This window comes from Dietzia sp. WMMA184 (assembly GCF_002441635.1).
Classification (GTDB): domain Bacteria; phylum Actinomycetota; class Actinomycetes; order Mycobacteriales; family Mycobacteriaceae; genus Dietzia; species Dietzia kunjamensis.
This window is the reverse complement of sequence record NZ_NXEI01000001.1, coordinates 3,704,501-3,722,893: the sequence shown is the minus strand read 5'-3', so window position 1 is coordinate 3,722,893 and position 18,393 is coordinate 3,704,501. Positions and strand designations below refer to the sequence as shown.

Sequence of the window (18,393 nt, the reverse complement as noted above, 5' to 3'; positions counted from 1 at the left end):
GCGTCTCCGGCGTCGACTACGGCTGCGGTTTCGAAGCCGACTCGGACGCCGACGCCTCAGCCTCCGCCTCGGCCCGAGTGACGAGGTGCACTATCGCCTCGGTATGGAGCCGGAACAGTTCGGTCACGTCGGCGTCCCCGGTCAGGGACGCGAGGAAAATCCCGTCGCCGCCGGCGAGTGCATAGGTGGCGAGCACCCGGGCATCCGCCTCGGGTAGCCGCGGACGGACCCGCCGGAACTCCGCCGCGATGCGCTCCAGGGCGTCCCCGCGCAGACGCAGATAGATTCCCCGGGCGGCCGGCTCCACGGGACGCTGCTCCAGCGCCAGCATCAGGCCCAGCCGGAGGAAGTCCGGGGACTCGCGGAACGTCCGGGCCACGCCCAGGCAGAAGGCGGTCACGCGCTCCCGCAGGGCTTCGCCCTCCCCGCGGGTGACCTGGCCCAGCCACAGCTCGACGCTCTCCTCGACAACCGCCGCCAGCAGCGCGTCCTTGTCCGCGAAATGCCAGTAGATCGAGCTCGCCGGGAGCCCGCTCGCCTTACTGACCTGCGCGATCGAGGTCCCCTCATACCCGCGTTCACCGGCCACCTCGGCGGCCGCCTCGATGATCCGGCGCCGGGACTCCCGGCCCTTGGCACGGGTGCGCCTGCCAGTGGACCCCGTCGGCTTCCCCGCCATCCGCTCCCCCGCTCCCTGTGTCCGGCGACTCATTGCGAATCGCCCCGGATCAGACTTACCGTAGTGATCACTACAGTACCGCGCGACGGCAGACGCCAGCGCAGGAAAGGTGGAGAAATGATCGAATCACTGACCCGGAACTGGTGGGTCCAACTCATCCGCGGAGCACTGGCGATCGCCCTGGGCGCGACCGCACTGGCCTCCCCCACCACGGGCATGACGCTCGCGGTGTTCCTCGTGGCGGCCTTCGCCATCGGTGACGGCGCCATGACCATGACGACCGGAGTGGCACTTCCGGAACGGACCCCCGGCCGCGGTGGCCTCATCCTCGCCGGCGCCGGATTCATGATTCTCGGGCTGGTCGTCCTGTTCTGGCCCGGCATCTCGACCACCGCGTTGATCCTGCTGTTCGCCGCCTGGCTGGTGGCCTCCGGCGCCCTCGTCGCCTACGGAGCCCAGACCCTGCGCTCCGAGATCCCCGACTCGTGGGTCATGGTGACGCTCGGCGTGGTCCTGGCGGTGGTGGGACTCGGGCTGGGCGTCGTGGGCCCCGCAGCGGTAGACACGTTCGTCACCTTCGCCGGCTGGTTCGGTCTCGCCGTCGGCGCGGTCATGGCCGCCGTGGCGTTCCGACTCCGCGCCGACTCCGACCGGCTCGAGCGCCGGGTGGCCGTGGCAGCCTGAACCGCGCCACCCTCATCCCCCGGCAAGGGCCGGGCGTCGCGAGTGCGACGCCCGGCCCTCCTGCACCGTGACCGTGCCCCGCCAGGTGACCGAGTCCGTCGCCCGACCGTGCTGGGCCCGGCCTCGCGCGACGGGGAGCGACCTACTACGGGCTTCCGGGCCCCGGGCGCATGTCGCGCCCCTGCGGCGTGCCACCGGGGTGGCTCGGCACGCTGTACTTCTCGAGGACGTCGACCTCCAGCGTCGGCGAGGGATCGAGGTGCGAGAGCCCGTTGAAACAGAGGTTGACGATGTGCGCGGCGACCTCTTCCTTGGGCGGCGTGCGGGCGTCGAGCCACCACTGGGCGGTCCCGGAGACCATCCCGACCAGGGCCTGCGCGTACACACTGGTGGTGATGGGGTCGAACCCGCGGGCGACGAACTCCTCCTCGAGGATGTAGGTCACGCTGGCGGTGGCGTCGTTGAGCAGGGTCGAATACGAGCCCCCACCCACCGGGGACGATTCGCGCACAAGGATGCGGAAGCCGTCCGTGCGCTCCTCGACGTAGCGCAGCAGCGCCATCGCCGCGCGCTCGATGCGCCGCCGCGACCCCTCGCCCTGCAGCGCCTCGGTGATCTCCGCGCCGAGGTAGGCGAGCTCGCGGTCGCACACGACCGCGTAGAGCCCCTCCTTGCCTCCGAAGTGCTCGTAGACCACCGGCTTGGACACCCCCGCCGCGGCGGCGATGTCCTCCACCGTCGCGGCGTCGTAGCCGTTCTCGGCGAAGATCCGTCGGCCGACCTCCACCAGCTGCTGCCGCCGCTTGGCGGCGGACATCCTGGTCCTCGGTGTCGGTACGCCCGCGCCCGTCATGCCCCACCCCTTTTTCTGATACCCCGAGGATAGCCACGCGCGAATTCCGCTCCCCCCGACCGGCGGCAACACTGCTGCTCACGGCGGCCAGGGCCCATCGGTGCGCAGGTGCGCACCGATGGGCCCGATCTCATGTGCCAGACTGGTGACGGCCCGTTCGCGGGCCGTTCCCCCGTGGTGTAATCGGCAACACTCCTGATTTTGGTTCAGGCATTTCAGGTTCGAGTCCTGGCGGGGGAGCTCAGAAGATCCCGCCGAAGATCCCCACGGCCAGCACCAGCAACAGGATCGCGATGATCGCGAACACCGCCAACGCCGGTTGCCGTGCACGCCGCGGCTTCTTCTCCACCTCGGCATCGGGCTGGAAGGCCGGGTCCTGCCCGGGCTGCCCGGGTCCGTTCATTCCGGTCACGTGAATCGCTCCTCTTCCATCCGGGCGTAGGCCTCCAGCAGCTCGAGGGCGTGCTCTCCGGCAACACCCTCCGCGCGCAGGCCCGTACGCATCGACTCCACCATCTCCCTACCGTGCGGGAACGGCGGCAGCAACGGAATGTCCGGGTCGGTGATCGCGTCGATCACGGTCGGCCGGTCCGCCAGGAACGCCTCCTCCAAGGCGGGCACGAGCTGCTCGGGGTCCTCGACGCGCACCCCGCGCAGCCCCAGCAGTTCGGCGTAGCCGGCCACGTCGAACGGCGGCACGTCCTGCGACCGGGCGAACCGCGGCTGGGCCTCGCTCTCGCGCTGCTCCCAGCTCACCTCCGCCAGGTCCCGGTTGCTGAGCACCACGATCACCATCGTCGGGTCCTCCCAGCTCGGCCACGCCTCGGAGACGGTGATGAGCTCGTTGATCCCCAGCATCTGGATTGCCCCGTCGCCGGCCAGGACCGCGACGGGCTTGGCGGGCGCGGTGGCCTTGGCGGCGATCGCGTACGGGATCCCGCAGCCCATCGATGCCAGCGTGCTCGACAGGTGCGCAGGGACGGTCGTCGGCAGGCTGATCTGTCGGACGTAGTGGTAGACGCTGCTGCCCACGTCCACGGCGAGACGTGCGTCGTGGGGCAGGCGCTCGCCCAGTCGCCGCGCGACCAGCTCGGGATTGAGCCCCCGGGCAGGCACCTCGCAGCGCATGCGGGAGATCTCCCACCACTGCCCCACCCACGTCTCCACGTCGCCGCGCCAGGCGGAGCGGTCGCGGTCGGCCACGCGTCCGGTGAGCTCTCGCAGTGCGGCCGCGGCGTCGCCCACCATGCCGACCTCGATCGGATACCGGTTGGCCAGGTGCACCGGGTCCAGGTCGATCTGCACGGCCCGCGCCCGCCCGGGCTCCGGGTAGAACTCGGTCCAGGGGTCGTTCGATCCGACGATGAGGAGGGTGTCGCAGTTCTGGAGGATGCGCGCGCTCGCCGTCGTCCCCAGATGGCCCATGGTCCCGCCCACCAACGGCGAGGACTCGTCCACGTAGGGCTTACCCAACAGGCTCATCGTCACGCCGGCGTCCAGGCGCTCGGCGAGCTCCATCAATTCCGCCTGCGCACCGGCGACGCCGCGCCCCGCGAGGATCGCGATCCGCTCCCCCGCGTCGAGCACCTCCACGGCGCGCGCCACGTCGTCATCGCGCGGGACGGTGACCCCGTGGGTCCATTCGGGGGCGGTGACCACCACCCCGTGCTCCTGGTCGAGGTCCTCGCCCAGCTCCGGGGCCTCGGCGTTCTGCACGTCGTGGGGAAGGATGACGACGACGGGGGTCCGGTGCGTCAGCGCGGAGCGGAACGCCCGGTCGATCACCATGGGCGCCTGCTCGGCCGACGACACCGTCTGCAGGTACGGCCCGGCCACGTCGGCGAAGACGTTGCCGAGGTTGATCTCCTGCTGGTAGCCCGACCCGAGCACGCTGGTGTGCTGCTGCGCGACGAGCGCCACCACGGGCACGCTGTCGAGTTTGGCGTCGTACAGGCCGTTGAGCAGGTGCATCGCGCCGGGGCCCTGCGTGGAGGTCATCACCCCGACCGCGCCCGAGTACTTGGCGTCGGCCACCGCCATGAACGCCGCCGACTCCTCGTGGCGGGCCCGCCCGAACGTCGGGGCGATCTCGGCGCGCTGCAACGCGCCGAGCAGTGGGTTGTTGCCGTCCCCGGCGTAGCCGTAGATCCGTTCGACGTCCCAGGCCACCAGTCGTTCGACGACGAGGTCGGCCACCGTCCTGTCCGTGGTCATACGCGTGCCCCTTCCGCTCGTCAGCCGTAGTGGCCCCACCGTAGGGGGCGCACCCGCGGCCCTCCACCGGTCATGGTGGCCCGGGCCCGCGGAACCGGTTGTCCGGCGGGTGGGGTGGTCCTATCGTCCGGGCATGGACACCGATCTCAAGGCACTCGCCCTGGTGTGCTCGCTCAAGGCCTCGCCCGCCGAGTCGAGCAGCGACCTCATCGCCCGGCAGGTCCTCGACGAACTCGCCGGTCACGGCGTGACCGGGGAGACCGTCCGGGTCGCGGACTTCGACGTCCGTCCGGGGGTCGACGACGACATGGGCGACGGCGACGAGTGGCCCGCCATCCTCGAGAAGGTCCGAACCGCCGACGTCCTCGTGTTGTCCACGCCGACGTGGCTCGGCAATCCGTCCAGCATCGCGCAGCGGGTGCTGGAGCGTCTCGACGCGCAGCTGTCGGCCGCCGACGACGAGGGCCGTCCCGCGATGTTCGGCAAGGTCGCCGTGGTCGCGGTGGTGGGCAACGAGGACGGCGCGCACAAGATCGTCGCCGACATGTTCCAGGGCCTGAACGACATCGGGTTCACGATCCCGGCGCAGGGCTGCACCTACTGGAACAACGAGGCCATGAACCCGGTGGACTACAAGGACCTCGACTCCACGCCGTCGGCCGTGGCCTCGACCATCACCACGCTGTCGTCCAACGCGGTGCACCTGGCGCGGTTCCTGCGCCGCGAGCAGTACCCGGCGGTCTAACCCTTGGTGCTCCGCTCGACCGCGCTGCGGACGGTGTAGCGCAGGAACGCCGGGAAGGCGATCGCGCAGATCACCACGCCGATCACCACCAGCACGCCACCACCCGACGCGGCGACCGCCGTGCCGACCGAGGCCGCCGCCACGCCGTGCGCGACGTCGCCGATCCTCGGGCCACCGGCCACGACCACGATGAACACGCCCTGCAGACGGCCGCGCATCTCGTCGGTGGCCGAATCCAGCAGGATCGCCTGGCGGAACGCGGCCGAGATCATGTCGACGGCTCCGCCGAACGCCAGCGCGGCGAGCGCCAGCCACAGCCACCACGCGGAGCCGCCGGGCGAGGCCGCGCCCACGAACACCCCGAACGCGACCATCGCCGCGCCCCACAGCGCCACGCACACCAGCACCGCCAGGCCCTGCCGGCGCACGCGAGGGATCCACCCGGAGAACACCCCGCCGGCCACGGCGCCCACGCTCATCGCGGCGAACAACAGACCGAGGGCGGTCCCGCCCGTCGCGGGGTCGCCGAAGGACTCGGTGGCGATCTGCGGGAACAGGGCCCGCGGCATGCCGAAGACCATCGCGATGATGTCCACCAGGAACGAGGCCAGGAGGATGCGGCGGGTGGCCAGGTAGGCGAACCCGTCGATCACCGACCGCGGCCCCACCGACCCCCGCTCCCCCGCCACCGGCTGCGGCGGGAGCCGGAACACCGCGTACAGGGTGGCCAGCAGCGCGACGGCGGTGAACAGGTACATCGTCGACAGCCCCAGGACCGGGATGAGGATGCCCGCGGACAGGGGCCCGACGATCGCCCCGAACTGCATCACGGTCATGTTCAGGGCCGAGGCGGAGGCAAGCTGGTCGGACGGGACGATCCTCGGGATGATCGCCGAGCGGGTGGGCTGGTTGACCGCGAAGAACGCCTGCTGCACGGACAGGAGCACCATCACCACCCACACGTTCCGGTTGCCCGCCGCGGCCTGCGCCCAGAACAGCAGTGAGGTCACGATCAGCCCGGTGGTGGTGACCATGAGCAGGCGACGCCGGTCGAGGGCGTCGGCCAGCGCACCGCCCCACAGGCCGAACACCACGAGCGGCACCAGCGCGAACACGCCGGTGAGCCCCACATACGCAGAGCTGCGGGTGATCTCGAAGACCTGCTGCGGCACCGCGACGATCGACAACTGCGCCCCGATGACCGTGACGATGTTGGCGAGCCACAGCCTGCGGAAGTCCGGCTGCCGCAGTGGCCGCGTATCCGCCAACTGGCGCCTCAGGACTGACACGCGGGGCAGGCTACTCCGCCTCAAGACGGTTCGAATCGTCGGAGTCACACTCGATCCCGCATAGGGGTCCGCGCTACTTTGACAGTGAGTTGACGCAAAGTTGACCTAACGTTGCACTACGCCCATCCCCCACACGGCGCTGCCACGCCCGAGGAGACTTGATGACCACACCCGAGACCGACCGTTCAGCGCCCGAACACACGCAGACCGCGGTCATCGTCCTGGCCGCCGGCTCCGGCACCCGCATGAAGAGCGCCACGCCCAAGATGCTGCACCGAGTGTGCGGGCGGACGATGCTCGGCCACGCACTGCACGCCGCGGCGGGGCTCGAACCGGACGCGATCGTCGTGGTCGTCGGCCATCAGCGCGACCAGGTCTCGGCGGCGGTCGACGAGTTGTCGGCCGAGCTCGGCGTGCCGGTCTCCACCGCGGTGCAGGAGGAGCAGAACGGGACGGGCGACGCCGTCGCTGCCGGGATGTCGGGACTGCCCGCCGACTTCTCCGGCACCGTGCTCGTCACCACCTCGGACATCCCCCTGCTCGACGCCGACACCCTGCGCGAGGTCGTGACGCGCCACGACCTGCGACCGCGCGCCGCGGTCACCGTCCTGACGTCGACGGCGCCCGACCCCACGGGCTACGGCCGCATCGTGAGGAACGACGACGGCGAGGTGCTGCGGATCGTCGAGCACAAGGACGCCTCGGAGGACGAGCGGGCGATCGACGAGGTCAACTCCGGCATCTACGCCTTCGACGCCCTCGTCCTGCGGGACAAGCTCGGGCAGCTGAGCACGGACAATTCGCAGGGCGAGCTGTACCTCACGGACGTCATCCAGCTCGCGCGACGCGACAACGGCCTCATCCGCGGGCACCGTGTCGAGGACCCCGATCTGGTCGCCGGCGTCAATGATCGCGTGCAGCTCGCGGCCCTGTCCGGCGAGATGAACCGTCGCCTGTGCGAGTCGGCGATGCGGGGCGGCGCGACGATCGTCGACCCGTCCAGCACGTGGCTCGACGTCGGCGTGGCCACTGGCCGCGACGTGACGATCCTGCCGGGCACCCACCTGACGGGCGCCACCGAGATCGGCGACGGTGCGACCGTCGGGCCGGACACCACGCTGCAGGACACCGTGGTCGGCGACGGCGCCACGGTCGTGCGTTCACATGCGGTGCGCGCCACAATCGGGGCTGGCGCGGAGGTGGGCCCGTTCGCCTACCTGCGGCCCGAGGCGGACCTGGGCGAGCGGAGCAAGATCGGCACGTTCGTCGAGGTCAAGAAGTCGACGATCGGGGCGAACACCAAGGTGCCGCACCTGACCTACGTGGGCGACGCGACGATCGGCGAGCACACCAACATCGGGGCGTCGAGCGTGTTCGTCAATTACGACGGGGTGAACAAGAACCGTACAGTGATCGGCGATCACTGCCGCACCGGTTCGGACACCATGTTCGTCGCACCTGTGACCGTCGGAGACGGGGCCTATTCGGGCGCGGGTACCGTGATCAAGGACGACGTCCCACCCGGAGCCCTCGCGGTCTCGGGCGGACGGCAGAGGAACATCGACGACTGGGTGATCGAGAACCGGCCCGATTCCGGTTCTGCAGAGGCCGCCCGTCGTGCCCGGAACGACTCCCAGAAGGACGGACTCACGCAGTGAGCGAGTGGATCGACAACCAGAAGAACCTGATGTTTTTCGCGGGGCGCGCGCACCCCGAACTCTCCGACCAGGTCGCCGCCGAACTGGGCGTCGAGGTCACCCCCCAGACCGCCAGGGACTTCGCCAACGGCGAGATCTTCGTCCGCTTCGAGGAGTCCGTCCGCGGCTGTGACGCGTTCGTGCTGCAGAGTGCCCCGGCGCCGCTGAACAAGTGGATCATGGAGCAGCTCATCATGATCGACGCGCTCAAGCGGGGAAGCGCCAAGCGGATCACCGCTGTCCTGCCGTTCTACCCGTACGCGCGGCAGGACAAGAAGCACCGCGGCCGCGAGCCGATCTCGGCCCGTCTCATCGCGGACCTGCTCAAGGCCGCCGGCGCGGACCGCATCATCACGGTCGACCTGCACACCGACCAGATCCAGGGCTTCTTCGACGGTCCCGTGGACCACATGCACGCCCAGGGCCAGCTCTCGGACTACGTCCGGCAGCACTACGGGACGGACAACATCGTCGTGGTCTCCCCCGACGCCGGCCGCGTCAAGGTGGGCGAGAAGTGGGCCGATGCCCTCGACGGCGCGCCGCTCGCGTTCGTCCACAAGACCCGCGATCCCAACGTGCCCAACCAGGTGAAGTCCAACCGCGTGGTCGGTGACGTGGAGGGCAAGACCTGCGTCCTGATGGACGACATGATCGACACCGGTGGCACCATCGCCGGCGCCGTCAAGGTCCTCAAGGACGCCGGTGCCGGGGACGTCATCATCGCCACCACCCACGGCATCTTCTCCGATCCGGCCGCCGAGCGTCTCGCCAACTGCGGGGCCAAGGAGGTCATCACCACCGACACGCTGCCGATCCCGCCGGAGAAGCGGTTCGAGAACCTCACCGTGCTGTCCATCGCGCCGCTGCTGGCCCGGACCATCCACGAGGTCTTCGAGAACGGGTCGGTGACCAGCCTCTTCAACGGGAACGCCTGACATGACCGCGGACCCGGCGGGGCGCGCCACGATCTACCACAACCCCCGCTGCTCCAAGTCCCGGCAGGCGCTGGAGCTGCTCCGCGAGCGGGGTGCGGAGCCGACCGTCATCAAGTATCTCGACACTCCCCCGGACGTCGAGCAGCTGCGCACCCTCATCTCCGACGCCGGTCTGACGGTGCGGGAGGCGGTGCGCGTCAAGGAGGCCGAGTTCACCGAGCTCGGCCTCATCGACGCCTCCGATGACGACCTGCTCGCCGCGATGGTCGCCCACCCCCGGCTCATCGAGCGGCCCTTCGTCGTCACCGACAAGGGCACCCGCCTCGCGCGTCCCACGGCGGCGGTCGAGGAGATCCTCTGACGTCCCGCCGCTGACGGCGCGTCGCCTGCGTCGAGCCCGCTGCGCTCTCATCCGAGAGCGGCGGGCTCGACGCGATTTTGGGCCCCGCACCCCTCGGCGCTAGGCTGGTCGGGTCATCTCGGCGAGGGAGGACCCGCATCAACCCGGGTTACTCCGTTATCGACGCGATCATTGTCGGCGTGGTCCCGGTGGACCGGCCCGGCGATCGTCTCGATCGCCGAGGAGGTCATCACCCGCAGGGCGTCCCGCTCTCCCACCCGACGAAAAGGCGATCATGGCCAAGGAAATCAACAACCTCAAGACCTCCACCCGCACCGAGTTCGGCAAGGGCTCCGCCCGCCGCGCCCGTCGTGAGGGCAAGGTCCCCGCGGTGCTGTACGGCCACCACACCGAGCCCCGCCACCTGCTGCTCGACGCGCTCGAGTTCGCCGCCGTGCTCCGCGCGCACGGCACCAACTCCCTGCTCACCCTCGACATCGAGGGCGAGGAGCAGCTCGCGCTGCCCAAGCAGATCGACGTGCACCCGCTGACCCGCATCATCGAGCACACCGACCTGCTCGTCGTGCGCAAGGGCGAGAAGGTCGTCGTCGAGGTCTACGTCGTCCTCGAGGGTGAGGCCGCCCCCGGCACCCTGGTCACGACGGACGCCGACTACATCGAGATCGAGGTCGAGGCCACCGACATCCCCGAGGAGTTCACGCTCTCGGTGGAGGACGTCGAGGCCGGCACCCAGTTCACCGCCGCCGACATCACGCTGCCCGCCGGCGCCACGCTGGTCTCCGATCCGGAGACCCTGCTGGTCAACGTGATCGAGGCGCCGTCCGAGTCCGACCTCGAGGAAGACGAGGAGGCTGCGCCCCAGGGCGAGGCCGCCGAGGACGCCGCGAAGGCCGCCGAGGAGGGCTGATCCTCCCCCGCGTGAATCAGGCGGACGCCGCCTGACCGGCGGCACCCGGCCACGGGCCCGGAACGACCACAGCGTCGTGCCGGGCCCGTCCCGTATTTCGCCGGCCCGGCCCCTCCCCGCCGAGGGCTCGGCATCAGCCGCGGACGAGGCCGATCGCCAGGACCAGCATCATCACGGCGATGCCGGCGTCGAGCACCCGCCACGCCCCGGGCCTGGCGAACAGCCCCCGCAACGCCTTGCCACCGAACCCGATGAGCGAGAACCACAGCACGCCCGCGATGAAGGCCCCGGCCGCGAACACCCAGCGCAGGTCGGTCCCCTGTTGGTTGGCGAGCGTGCCGAGGAACACCACGCAGTCGAGGTAGGCGTGCGGGTTGAGCCAGGTGAACGCCGCGCACGCCGCCAGCGCCCCGAGCGTCGACGGGACCCGCGCGTTGCCGTCGACCTGCAACCCGTCGCCGGGCCGGATCGCGCGGGACGCGGCGAACGCCCCGTAGGCCAGCAGGAACACGACCCCGATCCACTTCATGACCGTGATCGCCGCCGGCGCCGATTCGATGAGCACCCCCACGCCCGCCACCCCGAGCAGGATGAGCGCGGCCTCGGACACCACGCAGAAGGCGACGATGGGAACCATCGCCACATCGCCACGGATCGAACGCTGGAGGACGTAGGCGTTCTGCGCGCCGACGGCGGCGATGAGCCCGAGGCCCATGCCGACGCCCGTGAGAAGTGAGCAAGTAGCGGTCACGATGTCACCGTAGGCCCGGTTTCATCAGTAGTGCCACTGTACTTTCTGCACTAGCATTAGCCATGCTTATGAACACCCTGCAGCTGGATCACCTCCGCACCCTCGCCGCCGTCGTGGACCTCGGCTCGTTCGAGGCCGCCGCCGCCCACCTGCACATCACCCAGTCGGCGGTGTCCCAGCGGGTCCGCGCACTCGAGGAGTCCGCGGGACGGATCCTCGTCCGTCGCGAGCGGCCGATCTCCGCCACCGCCTCCGGCGAGATCGTGCTGCGCACTGCGCGGCAGATGCTCCACCTCGAGGAATCCCTCGCCGGCGAACTCGACGACCCGGCGTCGGCCCAGGAACACGTGATCTTGGCCGTGGCGTGCAACTCCGACTCGCTGGCGACCTGGTTCCTCGATGCCATGACCGAGGTCCACGCGGCCGGCCGGGTGGTCTTCGACATCCGCCGCGAGGACGAGTCCCTGTCCAGCGAGTTGCTGCGGCGCGGCGAGGTGATGGCCGCGGTGACCAGCCAGTCCCGGCCGGTCCAGGGTTGCCGCTCGCAGCCCCTGGGATCCATGCGGTACCTGGCCTGCGCGAGCCCCGGGTTCGTCGCCCGGCACCTGCGTGACGGCTCGACCACCGCCGCGCTCGGCCGGGCGCCCATCGTCGACTTCGACCGCAGCGACGGCCACCAGAACAACCACTATCGCCGCCTGGCCCGCCGGGAACCCACCGGGCCGCGGCACTTCATCCCCAGCTCGCACGATCACGTCCGGGCGATCGTCGCCGGGCTGGGCTGGGGCCTGATCCCCGAGCACCTCGCCACCCCATGGCTGGTCTCCGGCGAGATCGTCGACGTCTCCCCCGACCACTTCCTCGACGTCCCCCTGTTCTGGCAGCACTGGAAACTGCAGTCACCCGACCTCGACGCCCTCACCGCCGCCGTCCTCGACACCGCCCGCACCGAGCTGCGGAACTGATCGGACAGGTGCGCCCGGGCGGGCCGGCGCCGTCTGGGATCATGGGCCCGTGACTACCGCTTCCACGCCCGGCCCCACGCCCGGCCCCACGCTCATCGTGGGTCTGGCCAACCCCGGACCCGACTACGAGGGCACCCGCCACAACATCGGCTGGGACGTCCTGCAGGAGTTGGCGTCCCGCGCCCTGCCGATGCCGGCGAGCTTCTCCACCCACAAGCGGACCAACTGCGAGATCGCCCAGACCAGGCTCGCCGACAAGCCCGTGGTCCTGGCCCGCCCCCGCAGCTACATGAACCTCTCGGGCGGGCCTGTCGCCGCGGTCGCCAAGTACTTCTCGGTCACGCCCACCGACATCATCGTGATCCACGACGAGATCGACATCGACTTCGGACAGGTCCGCCTCAAGCGCGGCGGCGGCGAGGGCGGCCACAACGGCCTGCGCTCGCTGTCCGGCTCCCTCGGCACCCGCGACTACATCCGCGTCCGCGCCGGGGTCGGCCGTCCGCCGGGCCGCATGGCGGTGGCCGACTTCGTACTCAAGCGCTTCTCCAAGCTCGAGCAACCCGATGTGCCGTTCCTCATCCAGGACGCCGCCGACGCCGTGGAACTCCTCCTCAAGCACGGGCTGGAGACGGCCCAGAACCAGGTCCACTCCGCGTGACGCGTTCCCGGCGGTTCGAGCGCGAGGCCCACCTGGGCTCCGGTGCCGATCTCTTCCGCCGCGCGAGTGCAGCACTCGTCAGCTGGGACCTGCACCGGCGGGCGGGCCTCGCCGTCGTCGCCACCGGGCCCGCCACCCCCGGCCGCACCGTCATCCTCCGGCCGCGATCAGGCCCCGGGGCGTGGCTGCGACTGGCCGCCCCCTGCGAGGTCACGGAGGTCGTGGACCGCCCCGACGCGCGGGGGTTCACCTACCGCGCCCTACCCGGCCACCCCGAGCGCGGATGGGAGACGTTCCTCGTCCGGCACGATTCCGTCACCGGCGCCGTCGCGCTCACCCTCACCGGTGAATCCACGCACGCCACCCTGCTCGCCCGGCTGGGTGCACCCATCGCCCGACTCGAACAGGAGCGGATCACCCGCCGCTACCTCGCCGCCCTGCGCGACCGGCCCTGACCCGCGGCGCCCGGCGTGGACATCACAGTTCAGCAACGTCACAGTTCATAGAGCTCCCGCAGCCGGTCGAGGAGCGCCACGAGCGATCCCTCCCTCAGCGCCTCCGCGACGGCACCGTCGACGAACCGGTCGGACCGGACCACCCAGGTGAGCAGCGCGCGGGTCAGGTCCTCGTCCGACCGCTCGGCCAGCCCGGTGAGGTCGGTCAGCGAGCCGTCCGACAACCCGCGCCGCTCCAACTCGTCGAGGTACCCGTGCCGGGTGAGCACGCCCCCGCCGAACGCCTCCATCACGGCCAGGGTGTCCTCGTCGTAGGTCGGGTAGCGCACCAGGTATGCGCCGTTGCGGTGTCGCTGCCCGCCCGCCCGCGTCACTCCGTCCAGCCCGCGCAACCGCTCGACCACGGGCAGCAGCCGCAGGAGCGCGGCCCTGCGCTCCTCCAGCTCGTGCCGGTCACTGCCCTCGCCCATTCCAGTCCCCGCCTCTGCGCGTCGTCCGACGCGGCTCGCGCGCACCGTAGCGACCGGGTACGACACCCGGCCGCGCGTAGCGTCGTTCACGGTTCATCGGTCGGGGCACGCGCACTCGTTACGAAAGCTATCGACTGGCGCGCTCGATCCCTGCCAGCGCCGCGCCTGACCTCGCCTTTCACGCACCACACCGACCTCGTGGGTCGCACCGCCGGATTGTGTGCTCACCCGTGGGCGGACGTACGCTGGGTGACGACGACGAGGGCCGTCGACTGCCAGAAGGAGTGCGCGTGACCGAGACCGCCGAGGACACCGGAACGGGCGGGCACGCCACGGGTGCGGACGCCGCCGGGGACGTCACGTCCGAAGTCGCGCGCCGCAGGACGTTCGCCGTGATCGCCCACCCGGACGCCGGCAAGTCCACGCTCACGGAGGCGCTCGCGCTGCACGCGCGGGTGATCACCGAGGCCGGCGCCGTCCACGGCAAGTCGGGCCGCCGGTCCACCGTGTCGGACTGGATGGAGATGGAGAAGGCCCGCGGCATCTCCGTCAGCTCCACCGCGCTGCAGTTCACCTACGCACCGGAGGGCTCGAACCCGGGCGACGACCCGTACGTCATCAACCTGGTCGACACCCCCGGCCACGCCGACTTCTCCGAAGACACCTACCGCGTCCTCACCGCGGTCGACGCGGCGGTCATGCTCATCGACGCCGCCAAGGGTCTCGAGCCGCAGACCCTCAAGCTCTTCCAGGTGTGCAAGCACAACGGTCTGCCGATCATCACGGTGATCAACAAGTGGGACCGGCCCGGCCGGGCGCCGCTCGAACTGCTCGACGAGATCACCGAGCAGATCGGCCTCGTGCCCACCCCCCTGTTCATGCCCGTGGGCATCGCCGGCGACTACCGCGGCCTGCTGCGGCGCGGCGACGACGGCGCCCCCGAGGAGTACGTGCACTTCACCCGCACCGCCGGCGGGTCGACGATCGCCCCCGAGCAGCACTACGACCCGGACACCGCCGCCGAGCGCGAGGGCGACGTGTGGGAGACCGCGGTCGAGGAGTCCGAGCTGCTCTCGGCGATGGGCCAGGACCACGACCAGGAGCTATACCTGGCCGGTGAGACCAGCCCGGTGATCTTCGCCTCGGCGATGCTCAACTTCGGTGTCCACCAGATCCTCGACGCGCTCGTCGAGTTGGCCCCGCCGCCGCGCGAGTGGCCGACCGTCTCGGGCGAGCCCCGCAAGACCTCGGAGCCGTTCTCCGCCATGGTGTTCAAGGTGCAGGCCGGCATGGACGCCGCGCACCGCGACCGCCTGGCGTTCATGCGCGTGGTCTCCGGCGAGTTCGAGCGCGGCATGGTGGTCCAGCACGCCCAGACGGGCAAGCCGTTCACCACCAAGTACGCGCTGACGGTGTTCGGCCGCGACCGCACCACCGTGGAGACCGCCTACCCCGGCGACGTGGTGGGCCTGGTCAACGCCACGGCCCTCGCCCCCGGCGACACCCTCTACAGCGGTAGGAAGGTGCAGTTCCCGCCGATCCCACAGTTCGCCCCCGAGCACTTCGCGGTGGTCCGCGCCCAGTCGCTGGGCAAGTACAAGCAGTTCCGCAAGGCCATCGACCAGCTGGCCGCCGAGGGCGTGGTGCAGATCCTGCGCAACGACACCCGCGGCGACGCCAACCCGGTCATGGCCGCGGTCGGCCCCATGCAGTTCGAGGTGGTCACGGCCCGGATGAAGGCCGAGTTCAACGTCGAGGTCGTGGTGGACAACCTGCCGTACACGATCGCCCGCCGCACCGACGCCGAGTCGGCCGGCGAACTCGGCCGCCAGCGCGGAGTCGAGGTCTTCCAGCGCACCGACGGCGAACTGCTGGCCCTGTTCGGTGACAAGTGGCGGCTGCAGTACATCACCAAGGAGATGGAGCACCTCACCATCGAGCCGCTGGTCGCCGACACCAACTAGCCCTGACGCGGGCCGGCGGTTGGCGCGGGCGGGTCACCCGGCGGCATGCTGGAGGGCATGCCCAGTGATTCTCCGGTCAGCCTCCGCGTCTTCGTCGAGCCCCAGCAGGGCGCGACGTATGCCGACCAGCTCGCCGTCGCCCGCGCGGCGGAGGACCTCGGCTACGAGGCCTTCTTCCGGTCGGACCACTACCTCAAGATGGGCGACATCAGCGGACTGCCCGGCCCCACCGACGCGTGGCTGACCCTCGCCGCCCTGGCCCGCGAGACCTCGACCATCCGGCTCGGCACGCTGCTCACCTCGGTGACGTTCCGCCACCCGGGCCCGCTGGCGATCTCGATGGCCCAGGTCGACGAGATGTCCGGTGGCCGCCTCGACGTGGGACTCGGCGCCGGCTGGTACGCCGACGAGCACACCGCCTACGGCATCCCCTTCCCGCCGCTGGGCGAGCGGTTCGACCTGCTGGAGGACACCCTCGGGGCACTGGAGAGCTTCTGGTCCACGCCCGCAGGCGAGACGGTCTCCGTCCACGGGAAGCGTATGGAGATGCTGGACTCCCCCGGCCTGCCCAAGCCCGTGCAGCAGCGCCCACCGGTGATCGTCGGCGGTCACGGCAGGAAGCGGACCCCGGCGCTGGCCGCCCGGTTCGCCGACGAGTTCAACGTGCCGTTCGCCGACCTCGACACCGTGGCGACGCAGTACCGACGGGTCGACGAGGCCTGCGCCGCGCGCGGCCGCGCCCCCGAGGAGATCATCCGCTCGGCGGCGCTCGTCCTGTGCTGCGGGCGCGACGAGGCGCAGGTCGCCCGGCGGGCGGACGCCATCAACCGCGAGGTCGACGAACTGCGGGCCAACGGCGCCGCCGGGACCCCGGACGAGGTCGTGGACACGATCGGCCGGTACGCGGCGATCGGTGCCCGGCGCATCTACCTGCAGTTGCTCGACATGTCCGACCTGGACCACCTCGACCTGGTCGCCTCCGAGGTGGCGCGCCAGCTCTGACGCGAGCCCTGCCCGGCCGGCCGGTCGCCCCGCCGGCCGGGCGAAACCCCCACCCCTGCCGGAGGAGTGGGATTAATGTCACGCCATGGTGGTACAAGGGACGACGACGAGGGCAGCACATCCCGGAGGCCGTGCGTGGGCCGCGACGGCACTCCTCGTCGTCGTCGCCCTACTCGCCCCCCTGAACGCCGCACCGACCCGGGCGGCGACCCCGACCGACGGCTCCCCCATCAGCGGCATGGTCGACGCCCACGCGCACCTCGCGGCGTCGCAAGCGTTCGGCGGGGCCCTGCGCTGCGGCGAGCCGTTCTCCCCCGGCGGCCTCGGCGAGGCGCTGGCGGACTGTCCGAGCCACTCGGGAACCGGGCACTTCGCGCTGCTCGAATCGGTGCTCGGGGGCACCGCCCTGCCCGGCGGGACCCAGGGCTTCCCCACTTTCGCGCAGTGGCCGTCGCACGACTCACAACTGCACGAACAGGCCTACTACACCGGTATAGAGCGGGCGTGGCGCGGCGGGCTCCGGGTACTCAACAACCACCTCGTAGCGAACCGTGTGCTCTGCGAGGCCCTGGCCGGGATCGGGGTGCCCGCGCGCTCCCGGTGCGACGAGATGGCGCAGCTGCGCCGGCAGGTGGACTACCTCGAGCGGATGGAGGCCCATATCGACGCCGAGCACGGCGGTCCCGGGCGGGGCTGGTTCCGGATCGCCCGCTCGCCGGAGGACGTCCGCGCGATCGCGGCGGACGGGAAACTCGCGGTCACGCTGGGCGTCGAGGCATCCGAGCCGTTCGGGTGCCGGGTGGTCGACGACGTGCCGATGTGCACGACCGAGGACATCGACCGGGGTCTCGACGAGTTCACCTCGTGGGGCGTGTCGACCGTGTTCCCGGTACACAAGTTCGACAACGCCCTCGGTGGCGCCCGCATGGACGAGGAACTGGCCGGCCTCGCGGTCAACATCGGCAACAAACTGGGCACCCAGCGGTTCTGGGAGACCGAGCCGTGCACCGGTCCCGACGCCGACCACGCCCAACCCCTGGCCTCCACGCCCGTCGCCGACGGCCTGACGGTGGCCTCCTCGGACGCCCCGGCGGGCGCGGCACTGCCCGTCTACCCCGAGGCCCCGCTGTGCAACGTGCGCGGGCTGACGCCGCTAGGCGAGCACGCGATCCGCGGGATGATGGCCCGCGGCATGGTGATCAACATCGACCACATGGGCGTCAAGACCGCCCACCGCACCCTCGACATCGCCGCTGAGGCTGGGTACACAGGCCTGGTCGTGGACCACGCCTGGGCCACGCAGGGCAACACTCGCCGGGTCCACGAGCAGGGCGGGTTCGTGGCCGCGTTCGCCTGGCCCGCCGAGGCCACCGAGAACTTCGAGACCGGCTTCCTCGAGCAGTGGCGCACGAACACCGCCGGCGCCGCCCGGCCGTTCACCGGCTACGGCTTCGGCTCCGACGTCAACGGCCTGGCCGCCCTCGCCGAGCCCCGGCCGAGCGCGGCGGGCGACCCGCTCGTGTACCCGTTCATCGCGCCCAGCGGCGTGGTGATGGACCGGTGGCGGTTCGGTGACCGCGTGTACGACCTCAACACCGACGGGGTCGCCCAGTACGGCCTCTACGCCGATTGGGCCGCCGACGTGCTGCACCGCGCCGGGCCCGACCGGGCCGAGCTGGAGCGTCAGCTCATGGGCGGCGCCGAGGCGTGGACCGCCAACTGGGAACGGGCGCGCTGACCACCGGCTCGTCCTGCGCTGTT

At 71.0% G+C, this 18,393-nt stretch carries 19 protein-coding genes and 1 tRNA gene; 13 read left to right on the top strand and 7 right to left on the bottom strand.

Annotated features, from left to right (window positions below; translation table 11 throughout):
• Window positions 1-16 precede the first annotated feature (16 nt).
• Window positions 17-679: a TetR/AcrR family transcriptional regulator gene (locus CK206_RS17260; protein ID WP_096907129.1), complete on the bottom strand. Its 663-nt coding sequence runs from the start codon at window positions 677-679 to the stop codon at window positions 17-19.
• 117 nt (window positions 680-796) lie between these two features.
• Here CK206_RS17260 and CK206_RS17255 point away from each other — a divergent pair, with 117 nt between their 5' ends.
• Window positions 797-1,363, top strand: a complete 567-nt coding sequence (locus CK206_RS17255) for an HdeD family acid-resistance protein (RefSeq protein WP_096907128.1) — start codon at window positions 797-799, stop codon at window positions 1,361-1,363.
• A 145-nt stretch (window positions 1,364-1,508) separates the two neighbouring features.
• Here CK206_RS17255 and CK206_RS17250 read toward each other — a convergent pair whose 3' ends face one another.
• On the bottom strand, window positions 1,509-2,180 hold the full coding sequence (locus CK206_RS17250; RefSeq protein ID WP_096907127.1) for a TetR/AcrR family transcriptional regulator: 672 nt from the start codon (window positions 2,178-2,180) through the stop codon (window positions 1,509-1,511).
• Window positions 2,181-2,384: 204 nt separating this feature from the next.
• Between CK206_RS17250 and CK206_RS17245 the strand changes: the two genes are divergently transcribed.
• A tRNA-Gln gene (locus CK206_RS17245) sits at window positions 2,385-2,456 on the top strand.
• 1 nt (window position 2,457) lies between these two features.
• Here the strand turns inward: CK206_RS17245 and CK206_RS19930 are convergent.
• Window positions 2,458-2,628, bottom strand: coding sequence for a hypothetical protein (locus CK206_RS19930; RefSeq protein ID WP_159147944.1), 171 nt, complete (start codon window positions 2,626-2,628; stop codon window positions 2,458-2,460).
• A complete protein-coding gene (locus CK206_RS17240; RefSeq protein ID WP_096907126.1) occupies window positions 2,625-4,430 on the bottom strand; it encodes a thiamine pyrophosphate-requiring protein in 1,806 nt (601 codons plus the stop codon). Before CK206_RS17240 ends, CK206_RS19930 begins: the two co-directional genes overlap by 4 nt.
• A 133-nt stretch (window positions 4,431-4,563) precedes the next feature.
• Between CK206_RS17240 and CK206_RS17235 the strand changes: the two genes are divergently transcribed.
• Window positions 4,564-5,175, top strand: a complete 612-nt coding sequence (locus tag CK206_RS17235) for a flavodoxin family protein (protein ID WP_096907125.1) — start codon at window positions 4,564-4,566, stop codon at window positions 5,173-5,175.
• On the opposite strand, the gene CK206_RS17230 is transcribed toward CK206_RS17235, so the two are convergent.
• A complete protein-coding gene (locus CK206_RS17230) occupies window positions 5,172-6,455 on the bottom strand; it encodes an MFS transporter (RefSeq protein WP_096907533.1) in 1,284 nt (427 codons plus the stop codon). The two genes, CK206_RS17235 and CK206_RS17230, sit on opposite strands and share 4 nt — an antisense overlap.
• Before the next feature lie 170 nt (window positions 6,456-6,625).
• On the opposite strand from CK206_RS17230, the gene glmU reads away from it, so the two are divergent.
• From glmU to CK206_RS17210, 4 genes are all read left to right on the top strand, one after another.
• The gene (gene glmU / locus CK206_RS17225) at window positions 6,626-8,122 is read left to right on the top strand and encodes a bifunctional UDP-N-acetylglucosamine diphosphorylase/glucosamine-1-phosphate N-acetyltransferase GlmU (protein WP_096907124.1); all 1,497 of its coding nucleotides are present in this window, start codon (window positions 6,626-6,628) and stop codon (window positions 8,120-8,122) included.
• Window positions 8,119-9,096: a ribose-phosphate diphosphokinase gene (locus CK206_RS17220; RefSeq protein ID WP_067713365.1), complete on the top strand. Its 978-nt coding sequence runs from the start codon at window positions 8,119-8,121 to the stop codon at window positions 9,094-9,096. Before glmU ends, CK206_RS17220 begins: the two co-directional genes overlap by 4 nt.
• 1 nt (window position 9,097) lies before the next feature.
• Window positions 9,098-9,457 (top strand): arsenate reductase (glutaredoxin), encoded by a 360-nt coding sequence (gene arsC, locus CK206_RS17215; protein WP_096907123.1) that lies wholly within the window; start codon window positions 9,098-9,100, stop codon window positions 9,455-9,457.
• A gap of 274 nt (window positions 9,458-9,731) precedes the next feature.
• Window positions 9,732-10,364 (top strand): 50S ribosomal protein L25/general stress protein Ctc, encoded by a 633-nt coding sequence (locus CK206_RS17210; RefSeq protein WP_069389953.1) that lies wholly within the window; start codon window positions 9,732-9,734, stop codon window positions 10,362-10,364.
• 133 nt (window positions 10,365-10,497) lie between these two features.
• Here CK206_RS17210 and CK206_RS17205 read toward each other — a convergent pair whose 3' ends face one another.
• A complete protein-coding gene (locus tag CK206_RS17205) occupies window positions 10,498-11,115 on the bottom strand; it encodes a LysE/ArgO family amino acid transporter (RefSeq protein WP_096907122.1) in 618 nt (205 codons plus the stop codon).
• Window positions 11,116-11,183: 68 nt separating this feature from the next.
• Here CK206_RS17205 and CK206_RS17200 point away from each other — a divergent pair, with 68 nt between their 5' ends.
• From CK206_RS17200 to CK206_RS17190, 3 genes are read left to right on the top strand one after another with little or no spacing between them, the layout of a single operon-like run.
• On the top strand, window positions 11,184-12,080 hold the full coding sequence (locus CK206_RS17200) for a LysR family transcriptional regulator ArgP (RefSeq protein ID WP_096907121.1): 897 nt from the start codon (window positions 11,184-11,186) through the stop codon (window positions 12,078-12,080).
• Between the two features lie 49 nt (window positions 12,081-12,129).
• Window positions 12,130-12,741: an aminoacyl-tRNA hydrolase gene (gene pth / locus CK206_RS17195; RefSeq protein ID WP_096907120.1), complete on the top strand. Its 612-nt coding sequence runs from the start codon at window positions 12,130-12,132 to the stop codon at window positions 12,739-12,741.
• Window positions 12,738-13,196, top strand: coding sequence for a DUF1990 family protein (locus tag CK206_RS17190; RefSeq protein WP_096907119.1), 459 nt, complete (start codon window positions 12,738-12,740; stop codon window positions 13,194-13,196). The genes pth and CK206_RS17190 overlap by 4 nt, the downstream gene beginning before the upstream one ends.
• Window positions 13,197-13,234: 38 nt before the next feature.
• On the opposite strand, the gene CK206_RS17185 is transcribed toward CK206_RS17190, so the two are convergent.
• Complete coding sequence (locus CK206_RS17185; protein ID WP_096907118.1) at window positions 13,235-13,666, bottom strand: DUF6508 domain-containing protein; 432 nt, start codon at window positions 13,664-13,666, stop codon at window positions 13,235-13,237.
• Between the two features lie 290 nt (window positions 13,667-13,956).
• On the opposite strand from CK206_RS17185, the gene CK206_RS17180 reads away from it, so the two are divergent.
• From CK206_RS17180 to CK206_RS17170, 3 genes are all read left to right on the top strand, one after another.
• Window positions 13,957-15,630 (top strand): peptide chain release factor 3, encoded by a 1,674-nt coding sequence (locus tag CK206_RS17180; protein ID WP_096907117.1) that lies wholly within the window; start codon window positions 13,957-13,959, stop codon window positions 15,628-15,630.
• Between the two features lie 57 nt (window positions 15,631-15,687).
• Window positions 15,688-16,632 carry an LLM class F420-dependent oxidoreductase gene (locus CK206_RS17175; protein WP_096907532.1) on the top strand — a complete coding sequence of 315 codons (945 nt, stop codon included), beginning with the start codon at window positions 15,688-15,690 and terminating at the stop codon, window positions 16,630-16,632.
• Window positions 16,633-16,717: 85 nt separating this feature from the next.
• Window positions 16,718-18,370 (top strand): hypothetical protein, encoded by a 1,653-nt coding sequence (locus CK206_RS17170; protein WP_254050640.1) that lies wholly within the window; start codon window positions 16,718-16,720, stop codon window positions 18,368-18,370.
• Window positions 18,371-18,393 lie beyond the last annotated feature (23 nt).

What these genes read in the sequence shown, in the direction of transcription:
- CK206_RS17260 (WP_096907129.1), bottom strand. Translation starts at nt 679, where the DNA reads ATGGCGGGGAAGCCGACGGGGTCCACTGGCAGGCGCACCCGTGCCAAG.
- CK206_RS17255 (WP_096907128.1), top strand. Translation starts at nt 797, where the DNA reads ATGATCGAATCACTGACCCGGAACTGGTGGGTCCAACTCATCCGCGGA.
- CK206_RS17250 (WP_096907127.1), bottom strand. Translation starts at nt 2,180, where the DNA reads ATGTCCGCCGCCAAGCGGCGGCAGCAGCTGGTGGAGGTCGGCCGACGG.
- CK206_RS17240 (WP_096907126.1), bottom strand. Translation starts at nt 4,430, where the DNA reads ATGACCACGGACAGGACGGTGGCCGACCTCGTCGTCGAACGACTGGTG.
- CK206_RS17235 (WP_096907125.1), top strand. Translation starts at nt 4,564, where the DNA reads ATGGACACCGATCTCAAGGCACTCGCCCTGGTGTGCTCGCTCAAGGCC.
- glmU (WP_096907124.1), top strand. Translation starts at nt 6,626, where the DNA reads ATGACCACACCCGAGACCGACCGTTCAGCGCCCGAACACACGCAGACC.
- arsC (WP_096907123.1), top strand. Translation starts at nt 9,098, where the DNA reads ATGACCGCGGACCCGGCGGGGCGCGCCACGATCTACCACAACCCCCGC.
- CK206_RS17210 (WP_069389953.1), top strand. Translation starts at nt 9,732, where the DNA reads ATGGCCAAGGAAATCAACAACCTCAAGACCTCCACCCGCACCGAGTTC.
- CK206_RS17200 (WP_096907121.1), top strand. Translation starts at nt 11,184, where the DNA reads ATGAACACCCTGCAGCTGGATCACCTCCGCACCCTCGCCGCCGTCGTG.
- CK206_RS17185 (WP_096907118.1), bottom strand. Translation starts at nt 13,666, where the DNA reads ATGGGCGAGGGCAGTGACCGGCACGAGCTGGAGGAGCGCAGGGCCGCG.
- CK206_RS17175 (WP_096907532.1), top strand. Translation starts at nt 15,688, where the DNA reads ATGCCCAGTGATTCTCCGGTCAGCCTCCGCGTCTTCGTCGAGCCCCAG.
- CK206_RS17170 (WP_254050640.1), top strand. Translation starts at nt 16,718, where the DNA reads ATGGTGGTACAAGGGACGACGACGAGGGCAGCACATCCCGGAGGCCGT.